The following is a 16,525-nucleotide window of genomic DNA, read 5'->3' as shown; positions in this document are numbered from 1 at the left end:
AGTTGATAGCTATTGACCAGCGCTTTATGTAAAACCTTTATCTACCTACATGCTCATATTTATTATGCAGAAAAATGTATACTTCGATTAATACATATAGCTGGCACATAACCATCGCCGAAATAAATGAATTTGTCGAAAATAGAAATACATCTTGCCTAATAGCAATAAAAAAAGCTTCAGCCAGCGCGCCTAAAATTGGTATACACGCCAAAGTTCTTATGCTGTAAGTAATTGATTTTTTCATATTACACAACTTAAGTTATTACGTTACGGATGGGACCAGTCGTAGATTGCACCACCTAGCCAATGACCGAAATTGTTTAATCCGCGTATGCCACCACCAATCGCATACCCTACACCATAGCCAAAGCTTTCTACTGCACCAGCACCTGCAACATTCAGAATTTCATAAGTATTTAACTCTTTCATATTGTTCTCCAATAATATGTTTATGGATGCAATGCGTCATAGAGACCAGAACCTAATCCTCCTCCAAATGTCCACGCCGTTTCTAAGGCTGCTCCGTAAGCCCCAATACCAACAATTATTGCCCAGGGAGCAATCCCGCCATTAACATGCTGAATATCTGATATAGTCAGATCTTTCATAATTAGATTCCTTTTGATTGAAATGCTGTCATTAATTCCTTATGACAAAATAATCATAGTCACTTTTCCTAATAGATGAACTGTACTCTAGTCCAGAATATAGCTTTACTTTCAATTTATACTGACAATAAGTAGTACTTAGAACCCCACGAGTCATTTTCAAATGACAAATGGTGCGCTTTTACTTTATGCTGTATAAACATACACTATCTATAAAATTGCCTATTTATGAACCTATTACGCTATTACATGACCGAAATTGAGCAAGGTCTTGATGCTTTATGCTCTTTAGTGCATCAATCGGCGCAGCCGGCGATGTCAGTGATGTTCGCATTGCCACCAATCAGCAAGGAAGACGAGGCCAAAATTATTGAAGATGATTATGAGACGATACCGGTCACACCGCTATATGGTCAGGGGGCAATTGAATATGCTCTTGAGGCCTTTAAGGATATGTATGTGTTTGATAACAACATGTCGCGACGATTTGTGCAGAAATATCCAGGCCTCATCGCCCTATCCTGCTCCTGGCATGCAGTTACCGAGATTGTCGAAAAAATTAATCTGGCAAAGAACAACTTTCGTCAGGAAGTACAAAAGTACGAAGGGGCTGAAGAAAAATTTTATGAAGTGCATGACCGTTTTAATTATTTGATCACCACCATGGCGTACCGCCATATTTTTGCTTTCCGAGGGGATTATAAAGGCTTTTATTTTAATTGGTCTCGGCGCTGTCGTAGTGAAACCCGTTCTGCTGATGAATGGATCCTCAGGCTCGACAAAGCGCGTTATACCATCCCGGCCAATCATACACAGGCATCCTGGAATGCTCTGATTGACAGCGAACAACAGCAAATTGCCGCCTGCGGTGCGCAAAAACTGAGTATGCGACGGCCGAATAAACTTCGGCCGGAGTGTTCTGTTCGTGATGCTGACGGCGCGATGCAAGGGCGAAGTGCCAGCCTGCCTTTTTTAATTGCTGAACATACCAACAAACCAAATGTCACGATGCTTAAAGACTATTGTAAAAAGGCTGAGCCAGCCAGTTCGTCGAATTGGCAGTTGGTGGCGGCCCGGCCCCGCCTATATATGAAGCTGTAATGGTGCGATGCACAGATTCTTTGAATACTGGCGCGAAGCGCGAAAAACGGCAGCATAGCTGCCGTTATGTTTTATTACAAGGCATAAGGTATGGCGACGTAAAAGGTATAAGATTTGTGTTAGGGTGTTTGTTCGGCTTTTTCATTATTGAGTAAGGCAAGATACTGTCTTTGTTCAGAAATTTTCTGCTGTAATGTTTTTACATCGATATCTTCGCGGATCAGCATGCCCATGTATTCGAGTGTACTGTGGCCCAACCTGATCACCTCATTGAACTCATGAGCATTGTGTTGAAGTAGCTGGTTAATGCTATGTATCTGATCGGTACAGCAGTCTTTAAGCTCCTCATTTAATACTTTTAGTTCTTCCAGCAAGGCGCGCTTGGCCAGGGTGTTGTCGTAAATGGGCAAGGTTTCTACCGCTGCCTTTTTTTGTTTAAAAGCTAATGCTATATCGATAGCTTGTTCAAAAGCATCGAGGCTGGCCTTCGCTAATGGCACGTTAGATTGCTCTAACTGTTGTGCGACCTGTTCAAATTCTGGATGAGTAACATGGCTGATTCTCGCTTTTCGATACACAGTATCGGCTTGCCTAACCAGCTTTTGTAAGATAATAAGCTCATCAAGATAGGCGACGGGCTTGTCAAACACCGGTTGCTGTAACAAAGGCTGAGCTTTGTTAAATAGTACCTGAACCTGTTGGTCGGCCTGGTTGCGCCGTATGGCTGAGTCAGAAATTTCTGGTGCGGGTTGGCAGGCGCTCAATCCTGCACACAATATACCTACCCATAAAATGGGTTTAACATGATCCATCATATAAACCGACGTAACTTCCCTTCATTATTCTATTGTTGTCATAGTTTTCTTGTAAATACAAACATTCCCAATTGTATCGGATGGTATTCTGGTGGCCGATTAGTGCTGGAATAAAACGATAAAAGTGTATTACACTGCAATCAACAATTGCTCTGAGAGTTTTATGCTTTTTCGTTTTGCCCAATTCATATTTATCGCAATTTTACTGTGCCTATCGGCGCAGGCTTTTGCAATGGGTGACGAAAAACCCTGTGCTGCAATGTCAACCATAGCACAGCCAACTCACGAAACACCTTCGGTCCATGATATGGACTCTATCAGCCCCCTGCACCACGCTGCAGGCATCCACTCTCATGAAGAGACAGGCTGCTGCCAGGCCGAGTGTGTCTGTATTGATGGTTCATGTTTTGCGTCACCGGTCCTACCGGCAGCAGTACATAGCCTTAATACATCCGCCACAGGATCTCGCCAAGGGTACCCTGTAAAAGCAGACATCAGCCCTCTTCCCGCATTACCCTTTCGACCACCGATTTTTGCCTGATCACAGCACAATTGCGCCTGCCAAACGGTAGACGTCTCATTTTTTGTTCGAATAAGCAGCCTGCGCCCAGCTATGAGAGCGGCGCGCTGTGAATGATCAGGATTATTATCATGAAATTATCTCTATTTTTGGCCGCGTTGCTGGCCGCAGCTTTGTTTACTCCACAGGCGGTTGGCCAGAGTCAGCCCGATGAAGCTCTGACGGTGTTCAAATCGCCCACCTGTGGTTGTTGCAGCAAGTGGCTAGGCCATTTGGAAGCTGCCGGTTTCACTTCAACCGCCCGTGATGTGACCAACATGAGTAACATCAAGCAGCAATACGGCATCCCGGCGGCGCAACAGTCCTGCCACACGGCGGTGTCCCCCCAGGGGTATGTGTTTGAAGGCCATGTACCGGCCAAGTTTATCCGTCAGTTTTTAAGTGAAAAGCCACTTAATGCTATTGGTCTTGCCGTACCGGCGATGCCAGTAGGCACACCAGGCATGGAAATGGGCAATCGCTTTCAGCCTTACCAGGTGTTGTTATTGTTGGACGATGGCAGCACGCAGATTTATGCCGAAGTCTCTGAAGCAGCCGAGCAGTATTGATGGTTGGGCGCTTATTTTCCGTACTGCTAATAATCGCGCTGCTAAGCCCCGCTAGCTGGGCGGTATCGTTAGAACAAGCGATGCAACAGGCGGTGTCCCAGGATTTGCGGCTGGATGCCAGCATCGCGTCCGAGCAGTCATTGCGTGAGCGTGCTAAAGCGGCCGCTGTGTGGCAGGACCCCACCATTCAGGCCGGAATTATGAATGCACCAGTTGGCGACTGGTCGCTGAACAGCCAGGATATGACACAAATCCAGGTGGGCATTAGCCAGGCATTACCACGGGGTGAGTCGCTGAGCATTGCCAAACGCCAATTAACGGCCCAGGCCCAGGCCGCCCCCTGGCAACGCGAGCAGCGTATCGCCAGTGTTAAACGTCAGGTTGCCAAAATTTGGCTGGATGCCTATCTGGCGCAGCGTACACTAGCGATTACCAGCCAAAGCGAAGAGTGGTTCAGCCAGTTGCAAGAGGTGGCCGAAGCCAGCTATGCCACCGCTGTAGGCCAAACCCGGCAGCAGGATATCGTGCAGGCGGAATTGGCGCTGTTGCAATTACAGGATCGTCAGCTTGCCGCGCAGCAACGCTATGCCAGCAACCAGGCTGCATTACTGGAATGGTTACAGCCCGTGGGTGGTGTTGTTGATATTGATGGTCAGCAAGCGCTACCTGAACTGCCGATTGATCACCCGCAGTTACTGACTGCGACTCCGGCAGAGCTGCTTTTGCATGTTAGTCAACATCCTGCTGTGCAGGTGTTTGATAAGCAATGGCAGGCACAGCAGCAAGGTGTGCAACTGGCCAAAGAGCAGCGCAAGCCACAATGGACAGTATCTGCGGCGTATGGTGTGCGTCAGGAAAATTCATTGGGCCATAGCCGGCCGGATTTATTCTCTATCGGAGTCGGTGTCCAGGTGCCTTTGTTTGCTGAGCACAAACAGCAACGCCAGGTTAGTGCTGCCATTCATGAAGCTTCTGCGATTAAAACCGAACAACAGTTAGCGGTTCGGACGCTGGTTGCCCAGGCCCAACAAGCCCGACAGCAATATCATCATTTAGCGAAGCGCCAAGAGCTATACCAGCAAAAAATTCTGCCGCAAAGCCTGGCCCAGGCAGACACCGCACTGAGTGCATATACCCATGATGATGGAAATTTTGCCCAGGTGATCCGGGCCCGGATCAGCCACCTGCAAAATATATTAGCGGCATTGGAAATTGATATTGCCGTACTAAATGCCGTGGCAGATTTTAATTATCTGACCAGCGCGCCTCGCAAGGTTCAAGGAATACCTCATGAATAAATCCGTTTTGGCCGGCGTAGCCGTAGGTCTGGCCGTCGGCGTGCTACTTACCTGGTGGTTGCTGCCGCATGCACCAGCCACCACCAACAAGCCAGCAGAACAACAACCCTTGTACTGGGTCGCGCCCATGGATGACAGTTACCGGCGCGACAAACCCGGCAAATCGCCCATGGGCATGGACTTGGTGCCTGTGTATGCCGAACAATCAAAGCCAGAGCCTGGCGTGGTCAAGGTCAGCCCGGCCATGCAGCAAACTATGGGGGTCACCACCCACACTGTTACCCATGATGCTCTTTCTCAGCACGTCAAGGCCCTGGGCATTGCTCAGTTTAATCAACAGCAGGTGGCTCATATTCATTCACGCGTAAGCGGCTGGGTAGAAACCCTGCATGTTGCTGCGACTGGCGATCCGGTGCAACAAGGCCAGCCATTGTATACCTTGTATTCACCAGAGCTGGTGAATGCCCAGGAAGAATATGTGTTTGCGCTACGCCAACAAAAACCGGCTTTGATTAACGCGGCCAGACAGCGTCTGCAAGCTCTGGGCATGGCCGCTGACGCCATCAAAAACTTGACCCAGAACCGTGAAATTTTGCAAACCACCACCTACTATGCGCCCAAAACCGGCGTGATCAATCAGCTGAACATCCAACCGGGCTTTTATATAAAGCCCGATCTGACGCTGATGAGCATCGGCCAGTTGGCGGATATCTGGGTGATACTGGATATCAGTGGGCCCCAGCGCGCGCAAATTGCCGCGGGCCAGCCCGTAGAGCTGACCTTTGACAGTCTGCCCGGGCGCCAGTTTAACGCTCATATTGACTATGTGTATCCCAGTGTCGACCCGGTTACCCGCACGTTGCAGGCGCGGGTAACCCTGCCCAATGCGCAACAAGCTATACGCCCTGAAATGCTGGCGAGCGCGAGCGTGAATATCGGCTCAGGTGAGCATCATCTGTTAATTCCCCGCCATGCTCTTATTCGCACCAGCCACCAGCAAAAAGTAGTGCTGGCGTTAGGTAACGGGCGATTTAAATCTGTACCGGTACAGACCGGGTTGATGAGTAATGACATGGTGGCAGTGACCCAGGGGCTGTCCCACGGTGATATGGTGGTGACCTCAGCGCAGTTTTTATTAGATTCTGAGTCCAGCAAAACCGCTGAGTTTGACCAGCGTATGGCGCCAGAGCCTGCTGCAGGGGTTAAGATGAACCATGACATGGAGCACAACATGGACCATGACATGGAACACAAGATGGACCATAACATGGAACAAAAAATGGACCATGAAGCAGAACATAAGATGAGCAACAGGATGCCGGCAATGCATGACCATGCTGAGCATGGGCCTGCCGATCCACCAGCGTCTAACAAGCAATCAAAAGAGCACCAGCATCATGATTAATGCGGTCATCCAATGGTCTGTGCATAATCGGGTATTGGTCTTGTTGTGCAGCATCTTGCTGGCGCTGGGTGGCTGGTTTGCAGTAAAAAGCACTCCGGTAGACGCGCTGCCGGATTTATCGGATGTGCAAGTGATTGTTAAAACCCGCTATCCGGGGCAGTCACCACAGGTGGTGCAGGATCAGGTTACCTACCCGCTGACCAGCGCATTGCTGTCAGTGCCCAAAGCTAAAACTGTGCGCGGGTTTTCGTTTTTTGGCGACTCCTACGTGTATGTCATTTTTGAAGATGACACCGACCTGTACTGGGCGCGTAGCCGGGTGCTGGAATATCTTAACCAAGCCACGGCCAACCTGCCTGCCCAGGCCCGGCCTACCCTAGGCCCCGATGCCACCGGTGTGGGCTGGGTGTATATGTATGCGCTCACCGATACCAGCGGCCAGCATGACCTGAGCGATCTGCGCGCTTTACAGGACTGGTTTTTAAAATATGAGCTACAAAGCGTTGCTGGCGTAGCCGAAGTGGCCACCGTGGGCGGCATGGTGCGCCAATATCAGGTCGAAGCTGATCCCATGAAACTACGGGCCTATGGGCTCACCATGGCCCAGTTACAACTGGCAATTCAGCGAGGCAATCAGGAAACCGGTGCTTCAGTAATTGAGATGGCCGAAGCCGAGTATATGGTGACAGCCACCGGCTATATCGACAGTGTTGAAGCGATTAAACACATCCCGGTTGGTGTGCTGGATGCCGGTACGCCGGTCACAATTCAGGATGTGGCGTCGGTGCAGCTAGGGCCGCAAATGCGTCGGGGCCTGGCCGAGCTGAACGGTAATGGCGAAACCGTGGGCGGCATCATTGTCATGCGCTATGGCGAAAATGCCCGCCAAACCATCGAGCGGGTGAAACAGCGCATCGCCGAGTTATCACCCTCATTACCAGAAGGTGTGGCTATCACTCCGGTGTATGATCGTTCGGCACTGATAGATCGGGCGGTGGACACCCTGTGGTGGACGCTGGCTAAAGAACTGCTTGTGGTAGCCGTGATTTGCGCAGCATTTTTGTTTCATCTGCGCTCTTCCCTTGTGGCGGTTATCAGCCTGCCCTTAGGAATATTAGCCGCTTTTATCATCATGCGCGTGCAAGGCCTCAATGCCAACATCATGTCGTTAGGCGGTATCGCCATAGCGATTGGTGCGATGACCGATGGTGCCATTGTGATGATAGAAAATATGCACCGGCATATGCAGATGACACCGTTAACCCGGCACAACCGTTGGAAGCTGGTAAGCCGCGCCGCTATCGAAGTGGGCCCGGCGATCTTTTTCAGCCTGTTAATCATTACCGTGTCGTTTTTACCGGTGTTTATGCTTGAAGCCCAAGAAGGCCGCTTATTTGCCCCACTGGCTTTCACCAAAACCTACGCCATGGCTGCCGCAGCCGGTCTGTCGGTTACCCTGGTGCCTGTTTTGATGGGCTATTTTATCCGTGGCAAGATCCGTGATGCCGGGCATAATCCACTCAACCGCGCTATTCAGCGTGCCTATCAGCCGCTGCTTAAGCTCGCGCTCTCCTATCCCAAGTGGATATTAACGGTAGCATTTCTGTTAATCGTGTCGGTGGCTTATCCCTGGACGAAAATTGGCAGTGAGTTTATGCCGCCGCTGGACGAGGGCGACTTGATGTACATGCCCACCACGTATCCGGGGATCTCCATCGGTAAAGCCCGCCAAATCCTGCAGCAGACCGACCGGCTGATCGCCACGGTGCCCGAGGTGGCCAATGTATTTGGCAAGGTAGGCCGAGCCGAAACCGCCACCGATCCGGCTCCGCTGACCATGATTGAAACTTTTATTCAGCTAAAACCCCGCGAGCAGTGGCGCGATGGCATGACCACCGACAAGTTAATCGCAGAGTTTAATCAGCTAGTAAAGATGCCCGGCGTCACCAATGCCTGGGTAATGCCGATAAAAACCCGTATCGATATGCTGGCCACCGGTATCAAAACGCCGGTGGGAATTAAAATTGCCGGGCCAGAGCTGGCGCAAATTGAAGCTATTGGCCGGCAGATTGAGCGTGTACTGACTCCTTTACCCGGTACGGCATCGGTGTATGCCGAACGGGTCGATGGTGGCCGCTATATCAATCTGGACATCCGACGCGACGATGCTGCCCGCCATGGGCTGAATATTGCCGATGTCCATGCGGTCATTGCCAGTGCGGTGGGAGGCGCCGAAGTGACCCAGTCAGTGGAAGGGCTCGAGCGCTACCCGGTGAATCTGCGCTATCCACAGTCTTATCGAAATTCACCTGAGCAACTTGCCCGCCTACCGCTAGTCACCCCGTCGGGCGCCCACATTGTGTTGGGTGATGTCGCCGATATTAGCCTTACCGACGGCCCACCGGGGATTAAGAGTGAAAATGGCCGGATCAATGGCTGGGTGTTTGTGGATATTGCCGATATGGATCTTGGCCAGTATGTGCAACAGGCCCAGGCTACCCTGGCCAGCAAACTTAGCTTGCCACCTGGCTATGCCCTGCGCTGGGCGGGCCAGTTTGAGTATCTGGAGCGAGCGCAGGCAAAGCTAAAGGTGGTGGTTCCCATTACACTGGCCGTAATTGTCATTCTACTGTTTTTAAGCTTTCGGGCGTTTACCGAAGTGGCGCTGATTTTACTGACTCTGCCGGTGGCCCTGACCGGCGGCATGTGGCTGATGTATGCGCTGGGTTATAATATGTCGGTGGCTGCCGGGGTCGGCTTTATTGCGCTGGCGGGTGTCGCGGTGGAAACCGGGGTATTGATGCTGGTGTACCTGAACCAGGCGTACCAGCCACTGGTATCGTCTGCAAAGGTTGAGCAGGCAACCTTGCACACGGCATTACTGGAAGGCGCCAGCAAGCGTATCCGCCCGGTATTGATGACCGCCGCCACCATCATTTTTGCGTTGATCCCGGTTATGCTTAGCGAGGGTACCGGTGCAGAAGTGATGAGCCGCATCGCGGCGCCCATGGTCGGAGGTATGGTTACCGCACTGATACTCACCTTACTGGTGTTACCGGCGTTGTATCTGTTGGTCCGTCGCGTGCAGCTGCGTCGAGCCACCAACTAGCCCGCAAGCTTAAGGGGGCGATTGCCCCCTTGATGTTTGCTACGGCAATTGCACCCGATACACTTCAAAGCTCATATCACTGACATCCTGACCAGCATGCTGGATTTTGCTGTTGGTGTAATACAGATAGTCATCATGGATACTGAACGTATCGGCCCAGCTGACTGCATCGCCTTTCACCAGGGTTCGCAAATCCATGCTGGGCGTCAGATACTGCACCTCATTGTGTTCCAGGTCAGCCAGATACAGATTACCGCGCTCATCTAAAATCATGCCGTCGGGTGCGCCGGTGGTGGCGACCTTGCGTACTGCTTTGCCGACATTTTTGTCTTTACCGATGGCGTGGGTGTCCACCGCGTACAGGGTATAGCCTGACAACGCGTGAAAATATAAGGTGTGGTTGCGGGTATCCAGCGCGATACCATCGGCATGCACCGTCATGTTGACTGGCGTGCCAGCCACTTCAAACGAGGCAAACTCAGCCGAGGCACTGGCAAGGCCATCCAGGATGCGATAGCTTTCGTTACTGGTTAAATCATACACCACCAGCCCGGGATGATTAGAATCGGTCAGGTATATGCGCTGTGTAGCGCTATCCACACGCAAATCATTAATATAAGAATCATCATGATACGCCTCGCGGTTCAGTTTCAGGGTATCGGTGATTTTGTTCGTGGCCAGGTCCACCACAAATAATCGCGGTGCATCTACCACCGTTTGCAGCTTGGGGTTACGCGTATCCAGTACATACAGCTTGCCTTCATGAGCCACCACCGACTGCACGGCTAAAAAACAATCCTCTCGCGCCTCGCTGTCGGCTACACAGCGGTTTGACGCTTCATCCGGATACGGCGTCAGTGTGTCGGCCTGCGGGTCAATTTGTGCCACCGCAAAAGGTACGCCATCACGCCAGTTGGGCGCGTTAACAAAAATACGCCCATCTTTGGCCACGGTTACCCCGGTGATCTGAGTGCCCTGTACCGCTTTGACCAGTTCGGCCTGGGCACTTTCACTTACGCCGCTCTGGGCAGTATGCGTGTCGGCCAGAGTCTGTGCAGGTACGAATGTACTGATGGCCAGTGTCATCGCGGTGTTTGTTAGGTTTGTTTTCATTAAGCACCTCTTAATCGTGTTAGTCGGTGGCCGGCGGCAATATCTTATGGCGATTGCCGGCACAGCGCTTTGAACAGTACTTGACCTGCTCCCAGTCTTTGGCCCATTTTTTACGCCAGCGAAATGGCCGCTGGCACACCGGGCAGATTTTTTCTGGTAAGTCAGACTTCTTCATCGTTAGATATTTTGCGTAAAAACTCGGCGCCATCGTCACGCATGGCCTGCAGCTTTTCATCTTTCATACGGGCATGGCTGTTATACACCAGCCCCATGCGCGGGTTGTCCTGCAGTTTGTCTTTGTGCGCATCTAAAAAGCGCCAGTACAGATAATTAAACGGGCAGGCTTTCTCGCCAGTTTTTTTCGATACACTGTACCCGCAATGTTTGCAGTAATCCGACATCTTATTGATATAACTGCCACTGGCAGCGTAGGGTTTGCTGGCCAGGTTACCGCCATCGGCAAACAGGATCATGGCTGACACATTGGGCAGCTCTACCCACTCATAGGCATCGGCATACACCAGCAGATACCATTGCTGTACCTGTTGCGGATCCAATTCGGTGAGCAGCGCAAAATTACCAATGACCATTAAGCGTTGGATATGATGGGCATAGGCATTGTTTTTGGTGTCGGTAATGCACTGGCGCATGCAGTTCATGTTGGTGTAGCCGTCCCAGAAAAAGGCCGGCAGGTCACGTTTGGCATTAAAAAAGTTGTCCGACTGCAACTGCGGCATAAAATGCCAGTAAAAACCGCGCACAAATTCACGCCACCCCAAAATTTGGCGGATAAAGCCCTCGACAGAATTCAGCGGTGCTTCACCGGCATGCCAGGCAGTCAGCGCCTGGTCGATTACTTCATGCGCAGTGAGCAAGCCACAGTTGAGGTAAAAGGATAAATGCGAATGAAACAGCCAGGGCTTGTTATGGCGCATGGCATCCTGATAGCGGCCAAAATCCGGCAAACGCTGCTCAATAAAAGTATTGAGCACTTCCAAAGCCTGCTCCCGGGTGACCGCATAATGAAAACTGTTCAAGTCGCCAAAGTGGTCGGCAAAGCGTTCACGTACCAGGTCGATCACTTCCTGGGTGATGTCATCCGGCTCAAATCGGCTGGGCTCCGGCACGGTTTTATCTGCTGGCAGGGCTTCACGGTTTTTTTCGTCATAGTTCCACTGGCCCCCTGCGGGCTTTCCCTCTTCCATCAGGATGCCGGTTTTTTTGCGCATTTCGCGGTAAAAAAATTCCATCCGCAGAGTTTTGCGCCCTTCGGCCCATTTAGAAAACGCCTTCGGGGTTGAATAAAAGCGGGTGTCGTCGAGGATAGAAACCGGCACTCCTAACTGGTTTTCCCACTGATACAAGCTGTTTAACAGCCGGTATTCGCCGGGTGCGGTGACCACAACTGACTCAAGACCGGTTTCGTCTAACGCCAGGCGCGTTTCATTTAACAAGCTACCCTGATTATTGTCGGCATCTATCTTACGGTAGCGTACTGTTACGCCCTGCTCTTCCAGCTGTTTGGCAAAATGGCGCATGGCAGAGAACACCAGCACCAGCTTTTGCTTGTGATGTTTAACATAGGTGGCTTCTTCATTCACCTCAGCCATCAGCACGGTATCCGTATCTTTATCCATGTCTGCTAAAATGGGCAAGTCACCGGTAAGCTGGTCGCCTAAGATCAGGCGTAAGGTGCCACTCATGTCAGCTTCCTTTTATCTCGTCAAAAGCATCCAGGGCGCGCTGGCGGCTGGCTTTCAAATCCACCAGGGGCTCAGGATAGTTTTTCCCCAGTTCTACACCCGCTTTTTTCAAAGCATCAGCTGGTGCTTCCCAGGGTTTGTGAATATATTTTTTGGGCATATCTTTCAGCTCAGGGCAGTACTGCGCCACATATTCGCCTTCTTTATCAAAGCGCTCTCCCTGGGTGACCGGGTTGAAGATGCGAAAATACGGTGACGCATCGGCTCCCGAGCCTGCCACCCACTGCCAGCCGGCGGTATTGCTGGCCAAATCCGCATCCACCAGACAGTCCCAAAACCATTCCTCCCCCTGATGCCAGTGCATGAGTAAATTTTTAACCAAAAACGAACCCACAATCATCCGCACCCGGTTATGCAGCCACCCGGTTTGCCATAACTGGCGCATACCGGCATCTACAATAGGGATCCCAGTCTGGCCGCGTTGCCAGGCCAGCAGATCATTTTTGCTGTAGCGCCAATTAAAGTTATTGAATTTTTCTTTGAAGTTATCTTCAACAATATGCGGAAAGTGATACAGCAAATAATAGCTGAATTCGCGCCAGCCCAGTTCGCTTAAGAAGGTATCAATGTCTTTGTTTTCCCCGTCACCAAATTTATCTTTGATGGCATACCACACCTGATTGGGTGAAATCTCGCCCCAGTGCAGATGCGGGGATAACCGCGAGGTGCCTTCTACGGCAGGTAAGTCACGCTCTTCATCGTAGTGCTGGGCAGCATCCTGAATAAAAGTACTGAGGCGGTCGGCGGCGCCTTCTTCCCCGGGCTTCCAGGTTTTTTCAATTGTGTCGTACCAGTGAATGTCTGGTATCAATGCAAGGCTGTCCAGCCCATCACCGCGCTGCACCACATCGGCATAGGTAATGCGGGCCGGCGGCGCCATAGGATACCGTGGCTCACTGGCTTGCAGACAGCCTTTTTTATAGTAGGGGGTAAACACTTTGTACGGCGTACCGCTTTTGGTCTCAATACTGGTGGGCTCCCATAAGAGGCTGCCATTGAAGCTTTTCACTGCGTGGCCAGCATCTTTTAAGTCCTGTTTGAGCTGCTTATCCCGTTTGATTGCCCAGGGCTCGTAGGTGCGATTCCAGAAAATATGCGAAATGCCAAAATCTTCCATCAACTGAGGAACGATCTTGCTGGCATCCCCTTTGAAAATTTGCAGGTGGCCATTGAGCCGTTCATCAAGGCTTTTTAATGACTGGTGCAGCCACCATTGAGACGCCCCGCCTGGTAATCGGCCCCCGGGCGCAGCGGTATCGTATATATAGACAGGGATGATTTTGCCTGCGTCACAGGCGGCGTTTAAGGCAGGGTTATCTTTTACACGCAGGTCCTTTTTAAACCACATCAGGCTGACTGGTACTGTCACAGGGTCCCCTTAGTTATTGGTCTTTGCTTTGCACATATACGTAAATACGCATCAAATGATCTGCAGTGGAAAGCAGTAATGGCTGAAAACAAAAGAACTGGATTGTACTGGTTTACGCGCGACTTGCGATTGGATGACATGCCGTCGCTGGTTAAATTAAATTCAGTTGTGGACAAGCTGATTCTGGTGTATTTCAAACAGCCGAGCTGGTTTACCGCTAACCAGTTTGGCTTAAAAGCCATGGGCGCGCATCGCTGGGCATTCACCGCACAGGGCCTGGCCGACTTAAACCAACAAGTCGGCGACTGGGGCCAGCATATTCATCTGATCGACGCCGAGCCGGAGGAGGCACTGCCCGCCTGGTGTGAAGATCACAACATTACTGATATCGGTGTATCGCAAGTGCCCGGTGTGTATGAATCCAGGCAACGGGCCCAGTTACAACAACAACTGGCGCATATCACCTGGCATACCCAAACCAGTGATACCCTGTTTACTCGCCAAAGCCTGCCGCACCAGCTTGAAGAGATGAAAAACACCTTCACACCCTGGCGAAAAAAGATTGAAGGAGCGGTCAGCCCCGAGCAACCCATAGCAGCGCCACGGACGCTCAAACCGCCCCCCATGGATTTGCCGATTGTGGCTCACGAAGCCATTGACCGTAACAACTTACAAGGCTGGCACGGCGGCGAGCGCTATGGTCTGGCGCAGTTAGACTATTATTTCGAACAAACTGATTTTGTGGCGCGCTACAAAGAAACCCGTAATGGCATGGTGGGTTGGGATTTTTCCAGTAAATTTTCAGCCTGGCTGGCCAGCGGTATGCTGTCTGTGCGTCGTGTGGCGCAACGACTGGCGGACTATGAACAACATGTAACGCAAAATGAATCCACCTACTGGTTATACTTTGAGTTATTGTGGCGCGAGTTTTTTCGCTGGCAGCTGAAAAAACATCAGGCCTTATTTTTTGCCGCCGGAGGCTTTAAGCAGCATCAACCGAACATGGCCTACGATGCCACCACCTTTAAGCGCTGGTGCCAGGGCGATACCGGCTGTGACATTGTGGATGCCGCCATGCGCGAGATGAATCATACCGGCTTTATGTCAAACCGTGCGCGGCAATTATGTGCCAGTTATCTGGTGCATGAGTTAGCTCAGCATTGGCGTTATGGCGCTGCCTATTTCGAGCAAATGCTGGTTGACTTTGATGTGGCCAGCAACTGGGGAAACTGGCTTTATCTTGCTGGCGGAGGATCTGATCCACGAGGGCAACGCAAATTTGACATGCAGCAACAAACCGAGCGATATGATCCAGAGCGAAAGTTTATTCACACATGGTTGTCCTGACGGGCTCAATGTTGTCTGGCTAAAGCGCGATTTACGCCTGCGTGATCACAGCGCGTTGTATCATGCTGCCCAGCAGCCCGGGCATCTTCTGCTGGTGTATGTGTTTGAACCCGAACTGCTGGCCGATCCTCATTACAGTGCACGGCACTGGCGGTTTGTCTGGCACAGCCTGGATGATCTTAACGGCCAGCTTAAGCCTTTCAATAGTCAGGTGCTAGTGACCCACGGCCAATTTACCGATTTGCTTGCTTCACTGAAAACCCACTTTACGATTAATGGCCTATACTCCCACGAAGAAACCGGCCTGGCCAATACCTTTGCCCGGGATAAGCACATGGCCCGATGGTGCAATGATAACGCCCTGGCCTGGCATCAGTTTGCCCAATCGGCGGTGACCCGCCCACTGGCCAACCGCAAGTATTGGCGCAAAGACTGGCAGGCCTATTATCAGGCGCCCTGTGTAGATGTAGACCTGGCCAGTGTGCGCTGGGCCCAGATTACCTGGCCGCAGCACATGATGCAGCCTGACGATCCGGAACATTTAGCCATGCAGCGTGGTGGAGAGCGGCGCGCCTGGGCGGTACTGAAAGATTTTTTTCACCAGCGCGGGCGCAGTTATCATCAGCATATTTCGTCGCCTGAACTGGCCCGGCGCAGCTGTAGCCGGCTCAGCCCCTATCTGGCCTATGGCAATATGTCAGTACGTTAGGTGGTGCAATACTGTGACTTTCAGGCAGCGCAACAACCCGGCTGGCAGCGCCCTTTGCGGGCGTTGTCTTCACGGCTGCAATGGCATGATCATTTTGTGCAAAAGTTTGAAAGTGAAAGTGCCATGGAGTTTCGGCCGGTGAATCATGCTTACACAGCCTTTCCTTATGCCGACGGGCCGTTGGATTACTGGCGATTCTGGCACTGGCGTGAAGGCCAGACCGGGCTGCCGCTGGTGGATGCCTGTATGCGTGCGTTGCGCGCCACCGGCTATTTGAATTTTCGTATGCGCGCCATGGTCACCAGTGTGGCCTGCCACTGGCTGAATATTCACTGGCAGCGGCCGGCAGAATATCTGGCCAGCCAGTTTTTAGATTTTGAACCAGGGATCCATTATCCGCAGATCCAGATGCAGGTTGGGGTGACCGGCACCAATACCCTGCGCTTGTATAACCCGATAAAACAATCTAAAGAACTTGATCCGGATGGCCGGTTTATCCGTCGTTGGGTGCCGGAACTGGCTGATCTTCCAACACGGTACATCCATACACCCTGGGCCATCGCCCCCATGCTGGTGGCCTTAGAAGACCTCAAAGTGCCAGCGCGCTATCAGCAACCAATCATTGATATTGAACGCCGGGCATCGCTGGTTCGTGACCGGCTGTGGCAGTTTCGCCAGCAATCTGATGTGCAGACAGAGGCAAAACGCATCGTGGCTAAACACAGCATGCCAGTCCGCCAGCCCTAGCCCATTGGAA

At 51.6% G+C, this 16,525-nt stretch carries 15 protein-coding genes; 8 read left to right on the top strand and 7 right to left on the bottom strand.

What is annotated here, in order from left to right; genetic code table 11:
- Nucleotides 1–270: 270 nt before the first annotated feature.
- Together ACTUJZ_RS03110 and ACTUJZ_RS03105 are read right to left on the bottom strand one after the other, a co-directional pair.
- The gene (locus ACTUJZ_RS03110) at nucleotides 271–432 is read right to left on the bottom strand and encodes a hypothetical protein (protein WP_463634798.1); all 162 of its coding nucleotides are present in this window, start codon (nucleotides 430–432) and stop codon (nucleotides 271–273) included.
- Between the two features lie 20 nt (nucleotides 433–452).
- Nucleotides 453–611 (bottom strand): hypothetical protein, encoded by a 159-nt coding sequence (locus ACTUJZ_RS03105; RefSeq protein ID WP_463634797.1) that lies wholly within the window; start codon nucleotides 609–611, stop codon nucleotides 453–455.
- Nucleotides 612–860: 249 nt separating this feature from the next.
- Here ACTUJZ_RS03105 and ACTUJZ_RS03100 point away from each other — a divergent pair, with 249 nt between their 5' ends.
- A complete protein-coding gene (locus tag ACTUJZ_RS03100; RefSeq protein WP_463634796.1) occupies nucleotides 861–1,712 on the top strand; it encodes a DNA replication terminus site-binding protein in 852 nt (283 codons plus the stop codon).
- A 119-nt stretch (nucleotides 1,713–1,831) separates the two neighbouring features.
- On the opposite strand, the gene ACTUJZ_RS03095 is transcribed toward ACTUJZ_RS03100, so the two are convergent.
- Nucleotides 1,832–2,527: a hypothetical protein gene (locus ACTUJZ_RS03095; RefSeq protein WP_463634795.1), complete on the bottom strand. Its 696-nt coding sequence runs from the start codon at nucleotides 2,525–2,527 to the stop codon at nucleotides 1,832–1,834.
- A 651-nt stretch (nucleotides 2,528–3,178) separates the two neighbouring features.
- Between ACTUJZ_RS03095 and ACTUJZ_RS03090 the strand changes: the two genes are divergently transcribed.
- The 4 genes from ACTUJZ_RS03090 to ACTUJZ_RS03075 are packed head-to-tail and all read left to right on the top strand — an operon-like array spanning nucleotide 3,179 to nucleotide 9,467.
- Nucleotides 3,179–3,655 carry a DUF411 domain-containing protein gene (locus ACTUJZ_RS03090; RefSeq protein WP_463634794.1) on the top strand — a complete coding sequence of 159 codons (477 nt, stop codon included), beginning with the start codon at nucleotides 3,179–3,181 and terminating at the stop codon, nucleotides 3,653–3,655.
- Nucleotides 3,655–4,953, top strand: coding sequence for a TolC family protein (locus tag ACTUJZ_RS03085; RefSeq protein ID WP_463634793.1), 1,299 nt, complete (start codon nucleotides 3,655–3,657; stop codon nucleotides 4,951–4,953). The genes ACTUJZ_RS03090 and ACTUJZ_RS03085 overlap by 1 nt, the downstream gene beginning before the upstream one ends.
- The gene (locus ACTUJZ_RS03080; RefSeq protein ID WP_463634792.1) at nucleotides 4,946–6,358 is read left to right on the top strand and encodes an efflux RND transporter periplasmic adaptor subunit; all 1,413 of its coding nucleotides are present in this window, start codon (nucleotides 4,946–4,948) and stop codon (nucleotides 6,356–6,358) included. The genes ACTUJZ_RS03085 and ACTUJZ_RS03080 overlap by 8 nt, the downstream gene beginning before the upstream one ends.
- A complete protein-coding gene (locus tag ACTUJZ_RS03075; RefSeq protein WP_463635233.1) occupies nucleotides 6,351–9,467 on the top strand; it encodes an efflux RND transporter permease subunit in 3,117 nt (1,038 codons plus the stop codon). The genes ACTUJZ_RS03080 and ACTUJZ_RS03075 overlap by 8 nt, the downstream gene beginning before the upstream one ends.
- Before the next feature lie 39 nt (nucleotides 9,468–9,506).
- Here ACTUJZ_RS03075 and ACTUJZ_RS03070 read toward each other — a convergent pair whose 3' ends face one another.
- The 4 genes from ACTUJZ_RS03070 to ACTUJZ_RS03055 are packed head-to-tail and all read right to left on the bottom strand — an operon-like array spanning nucleotide 9,507 to nucleotide 13,712.
- Nucleotides 9,507–10,580 carry an L-dopachrome tautomerase-related protein gene (locus ACTUJZ_RS03070; protein WP_463634791.1) on the bottom strand — a complete coding sequence of 358 codons (1,074 nt, stop codon included), beginning with the start codon at nucleotides 10,578–10,580 and terminating at the stop codon, nucleotides 9,507–9,509.
- 19 nt (nucleotides 10,581–10,599) lie between these two features.
- A complete protein-coding gene (locus ACTUJZ_RS03065) occupies nucleotides 10,600–10,755 on the bottom strand; it encodes a DUF2256 domain-containing protein (RefSeq protein ID WP_463634790.1) in 156 nt (51 codons plus the stop codon).
- Nucleotides 10,742–12,283 (bottom strand): cryptochrome/photolyase family protein, encoded by a 1,542-nt coding sequence (locus ACTUJZ_RS03060; RefSeq protein WP_463634789.1) that lies wholly within the window; start codon nucleotides 12,281–12,283, stop codon nucleotides 10,742–10,744. Before ACTUJZ_RS03060 ends, ACTUJZ_RS03065 begins: the two co-directional genes overlap by 14 nt.
- 1 nt (nucleotide 12,284) lies before the next feature.
- Entirely contained in the window at nucleotides 12,285–13,712 is a 1,428-nt protein-coding gene (locus ACTUJZ_RS03055) for a cryptochrome/photolyase family protein (protein WP_463634788.1), read from the bottom strand.
- A gap of 78 nt (nucleotides 13,713–13,790) precedes the next feature.
- Between ACTUJZ_RS03055 and ACTUJZ_RS03050 the strand changes: the two genes are divergently transcribed.
- The 3 genes from ACTUJZ_RS03050 to ACTUJZ_RS03040 are packed head-to-tail and all read left to right on the top strand — an operon-like array spanning nucleotide 13,791 to nucleotide 16,515.
- The gene (locus tag ACTUJZ_RS03050) at nucleotides 13,791–15,059 is read left to right on the top strand and encodes a DASH family cryptochrome (protein ID WP_463634787.1); all 1,269 of its coding nucleotides are present in this window, start codon (nucleotides 13,791–13,793) and stop codon (nucleotides 15,057–15,059) included.
- Nucleotides 15,019–15,768 (top strand): deoxyribodipyrimidine photo-lyase, encoded by a 750-nt coding sequence (locus ACTUJZ_RS03045; protein WP_463634786.1) that lies wholly within the window; start codon nucleotides 15,019–15,021, stop codon nucleotides 15,766–15,768. Before ACTUJZ_RS03050 ends, ACTUJZ_RS03045 begins: the two co-directional genes overlap by 41 nt.
- Complete coding sequence (locus ACTUJZ_RS03040; protein WP_463634785.1) at nucleotides 15,769–16,515, top strand: FAD-binding domain-containing protein; 747 nt, start codon at nucleotides 15,769–15,771, stop codon at nucleotides 16,513–16,515.
- Nucleotides 16,516–16,525 lie beyond the last annotated feature (10 nt).

The sequence above is a fragment of the Alteromonas sp. WD8-37 genome (genome assembly GCF_055326825.1).
Note: the sequence above shows the minus strand (reverse complement) of the source record. Positions and strands in the feature narration are given on the sequence as shown.